This window comes from Bacillus cereus group sp. BfR-BA-01382, assembly GCF_022663475.1.
Lineage (GTDB): Bacteria > Bacillota > Bacilli > Bacillales > Bacillaceae_G > Bacillus_A > Bacillus_A thuringiensis_S.
On the sequence record NZ_JAKUFQ010000195.1, the window covers coordinates 1 to 3867 of the forward strand.

The window sequence follows — 3867 nt, forward strand, 5'->3', positions numbered from 1 at the left end:
TTGTTCGTCTACATACTTTTCTCTTGAGACAAAAACAACCTCATCTGCCTCATGCAAAATTTGATGATATCTATCTTTGTCAGGTTTACGCCAAGGGTCTTCTTGGCTTGCGCAAGGAACGGCACAATGCAGAATAATTTGTTCAGGAAACATTTTCTTTAGTTTCAATGCAATTAAAGCGAACACTGTATCAATTCCTAAAGCCATACCAGTTACTAACCTTAGCTTTTCGCCATCTTCTAACAATGTGATTTGTTTCAAAATAAAATCTCTCATTTCTCTTCCAATAGAAACATACATTGGATGATAAATATCATAGATATTATTTAATTTCTTTGGTCGATGACCTGTAACAACAATAATCATAGCTCAAACATCTCCGTTTTCATGTTATAGTTTTCTATACCTGTTTTTATAAATACACTTATTATAGATTCTGAGATTGGTATTCATTCGAACTCTAATTACTCTTTATAGGAGTCTAAAATATTTTGAATCGTTTTTAATGTTCGTTCTAACTCTGGAATACTTCCGTATAACCCGCTACCATTTGTTTTTATTTCAGCTTTAAACAAGTTAGCATCTGTAACAACTCGAATAGGGACAGAATTAAGAATGAAAGTTCCTTGAGGAATGTTATCTCCGTAATCTTCCGTTAATACTCGCAATCCTCTACAACCTTGAACACCTTTAGTTTGCTTTGTTTCTTGCATCCATACATTTCCGATGCGTTCGTATTTATGGATTTCAACTAACAACCCATCTGATATACGATAAACATCTTTAACTGGATGTGATTTTATTTGTTCCATAAAAGCCTCCTTCAAATATTCTGTCACCTTAAAATAACATAGTTTATTTACTATAGTCAATAAAATGAATGATATCATTTATCTATCAGTCAATAATATTTTGTTTTTTTATTGACTTTACTTAATTAGTGTATGATAATTCGGAATATGAATTATATGGATATCTGGTTATATACTAAATAAAACTCTATATAATACAGAAGCGAAAATATAAAAGAGGAGTGACTTATTTGCTTACTGTATATAAAAAGGAAATTATAAAATTACTACATTTTAATAAAAAAATGGAATTACTGATTAAAGACGAAACAGTGCAACATTCTATTCGTTGTGCGGTATTGGCAAGTAAATTTGGTATGTATTTAGGATTAACTAAAAAGAATTTGAATGATTTAATTGTAGGTGCTTTGTTGCATGATATAGGTAAATTTTTATTACCAAATGAAATCTTATATAAAAAAGGACGATTGTCTGAAGAAGAGTTTGCGATTATTAAAACACATACAATTAACATCCCGAATATAATGGTTAATGATGATGTTAAGGCTATTATTCAACAACATCATGAAAGATTGGATGGAACAGGATATCCTTTCTCGCTAACGAGAAAACAAATTCATCCACTTGCTAAAATCATGAGTGTAATTGATGTATACGATGCATTATCTCACAAACGTTCTTATAAAGAAGCATTTAGAAAAGAAGCGGTGTTGGAGCTAATGGTTGCGGAATCAGATAAACAATTTGATAGTGGATTACTAAAAGGATTCATTAGTTATATTGAAAAGGAAGGTTTATAAAACCTTTCTTTTTTTATTGACTATAGTTAATGTATGGTATTATACTGATAGTAACAATTGTGTAATTATGGGAGGAACAAACGTGAATGAGAAAGAAATTAATTTTAAAGTCGGTGATTTAGTAGTGTGTGAATATATAGAGGGTTCTGTTGCAAATGCTCGAATTATTTCGATTGATAAAAAGAAGTTAATGGCGAATGTTAAAATTGGAATTGTGAGCCGTTCATCAGAGAAGATTAGGGAAGAAGAAATTGAAGTTTCATTGGCAACTTTAACACCTTGGAACCCAAAGAAGAAGTGAAAGACGACAGGGGATTGATTTGATGGAAAAAGAAATATTTATTTTGGTGGGACCATCAGGAAGTGGAAAAACAACATTAGGGAAAACGTTAGAAAAAAGAATGGGAATCCCTGAAGTGATTTCTCATACTACAAGAAAGCCAAGGGCAGGGGAAGTAGATGGGAGAGACTATTATTTCGTTTCAAATAAAACGTTTGATGAATTGGATAAAATAGAAAGTGTTGTATATGCAGGGAATTCATATTGTGTCAGTAGGGGAGAGATAGATAGTAAATTAACGATGCACGATAGAATCTATGTTGTTACTGATATTAATGGGGCTATGCAGGTTAAAAAGGCATATGGTGAAATTGTAACGATTATATTTATTTCGCTTTCCTTGATTCGTATGGCGTGGAGGATGTTTAAAAGAAGGGATTCTTTTAGTAAGATAAAAGATAGAATCCTATATTGTATTAAAAATAAAGAGAGAATGAATCACGTACATGCAGATTATATAGTTGTAAATAATAACTTTGAAAGGTCTGTACAAGAATTGAATAAGATTATTTCGAAAAAGATAGTCTAATATTTAGCTATCTTTTTTATTATTGAATTAATCCAAATAAAAAAATGAGAGGTATATAAACCTCTCATTAAAATTAGCTTATCTATTTAACTATAACAATACAAATATCTTTTCTTAATGGGCAATCAGGTTCACCATCGTTGCTTGTTGTATAATACCAATCCTCTACAACTGCATAAACATGTTTGTTTTTTATGTTTTGATATAACTTTCTTCCCCAAGAATCTTCACCTATGTATTTTACTTTGATTTCCATTTTAAACCCTCCGTTGTTTAAAGTTATTTATTTCTTATCAATATCGTCCAAATTAACATCGTAAATATCTTTTATCCAATCCTTAATTGTTACATCATATCCACCTAATAAACCGTTCCATTGAACGACACAGGCAAACACTTCAGACTTATCCATCTCTAAAATGGTAGAGTCCATTGATATATCATCTTTGTTTAATCCTAAACTTTGTCTAACAGATTCAATTAAATGTAATGGGTATGTGGATTTCAATTGTTCTGTGACTACAATTCCTTTTAAATTATTTTCTATGTTCTCATAAATATTGTCTATTCCAGGAACAGTATAACCATAATCAATGGTAACTAAAGTAAAATTTTTTCCGTTTTCGATATCATCAAATCTATATAGGAATTCATGTGTACTCTCATGATTTCCATCTTTAAAAGTGATGAAACCATCCATATAACCTTTTAGGTCGCCTTTTTTATATACATTAATATTAGTAATTTCATATGTTAACATTTCTTTTCCTCCCAAATACTCTCTTTATTAATCTAATATATATTTTGGATATAATTAATTTAAAAAAAGATAAAGCAACTATTTACAGTTGCTCACTTTTAACTATCTCAATGGCTTTTTCAAGACCTCTGATTTCACCTATCTTTTTATAAATTCTACGATTTTTATCCATATGAAAATTACCATCTAACTTTTCGAGTTGTGTTAATTCCTCATTAGCCTCTGCTAAAGTATTCGCTAAATCTTTTAATATCTTTTTCATTTCTATTCCACCTGTTCATTTTATTTTTACTATAAAAATATCATTTTTATAAATATTCACATTTGCATTTCTGAGCTTTTCTATATGCTCTGATTCTCTTATTTTCATCAGTTCTACGTTTACTTTCTTCTAATGCTTTATACAACGATTCCACAATTTTATGAATTGTAGCGTTTTTCCCAGTAGTGATAAATCGGTCTCTGAGAGAGTAGGCATTACCAGTTTCATAAGTTATAAAAGCCATTTCAAATTTCCCTATTTCAAAATCAGCTCTATAACCTTCTTTGTTTTCTGCTGTAAAATAACAACTACCAACATTTAAAACCGTTAAATCACTTTCGTTTGCTTGAACGTAATTTAAAAT

Annotated in this window: 9 protein-coding genes; 3 read left to right on the top strand and 6 right to left on the bottom strand. The window is 30.0% G+C overall.

The window, feature by feature from the left end; genetic code table 11:
* Together MR160_RS33025 and MR160_RS33030 are read right to left on the bottom strand one after the other, a co-directional pair.
* Positions 1-366: SLOG family protein (locus tag MR160_RS33025; protein WP_242299151.1), on the bottom strand; the 366-nt coding region annotated here is incomplete at its 3' end.
* A gap of 98 nt (positions 367-464) precedes the next feature.
* Positions 465-812 (bottom strand): hypothetical protein, encoded by a 348-nt coding sequence (locus MR160_RS33030; protein ID WP_242299152.1) that lies wholly within the window; start codon positions 810-812, stop codon positions 465-467.
* Positions 813-1033: 221 nt separating this feature from the next.
* On the opposite strand from MR160_RS33030, the gene MR160_RS33035 reads away from it, so the two are divergent.
* The 3 genes from MR160_RS33035 (at position 1034) to MR160_RS33045 (ending at position 2481) form a co-directional block, all read left to right on the top strand.
* The gene (locus MR160_RS33035; RefSeq protein WP_242299153.1) at positions 1034-1612 is read left to right on the top strand and encodes an HD-GYP domain-containing protein; all 579 of its coding nucleotides are present in this window, start codon (positions 1034-1036) and stop codon (positions 1610-1612) included.
* A gap of 82 nt (positions 1613-1694) precedes the next feature.
* Positions 1695-1913, top strand: coding sequence for a hypothetical protein (locus tag MR160_RS33040; RefSeq protein WP_242299154.1), 219 nt, complete (start codon positions 1695-1697; stop codon positions 1911-1913).
* Between the two features lie 22 nt (positions 1914-1935).
* Positions 1936-2481: a guanylate kinase gene (locus MR160_RS33045; RefSeq protein ID WP_242299155.1), complete on the top strand. Its 546-nt coding sequence runs from the start codon at positions 1936-1938 to the stop codon at positions 2479-2481.
* Positions 2482-2563: 82 nt separating this feature from the next.
* Here MR160_RS33045 and MR160_RS33050 read toward each other — a convergent pair whose 3' ends face one another.
* The 4 genes from MR160_RS33050 to MR160_RS33065 form a co-directional block, all read right to left on the bottom strand.
* Positions 2564-2737, bottom strand: coding sequence for a hypothetical protein (locus tag MR160_RS33050; RefSeq protein WP_242299156.1), 174 nt, complete (start codon positions 2735-2737; stop codon positions 2564-2566).
* Positions 2738-2764: 27 nt separating this feature from the next.
* On the bottom strand, positions 2765-3241 hold the full coding sequence (locus MR160_RS33055) for a hypothetical protein (protein ID WP_242299157.1): 477 nt from the start codon (positions 3239-3241) through the stop codon (positions 2765-2767).
* An 82-nt stretch (positions 3242-3323) separates the two neighbouring features.
* Positions 3324-3503, bottom strand: coding sequence for a hypothetical protein (locus MR160_RS33060; RefSeq protein WP_242299158.1), 180 nt, complete (start codon positions 3501-3503; stop codon positions 3324-3326).
* A 46-nt stretch (positions 3504-3549) separates the two neighbouring features.
* Positions 3550-3867, bottom strand: a 318-nt coding sequence (locus MR160_RS33065; protein WP_242299159.1) for a hypothetical protein, incomplete at its 5' end; no start/stop codon positions are given.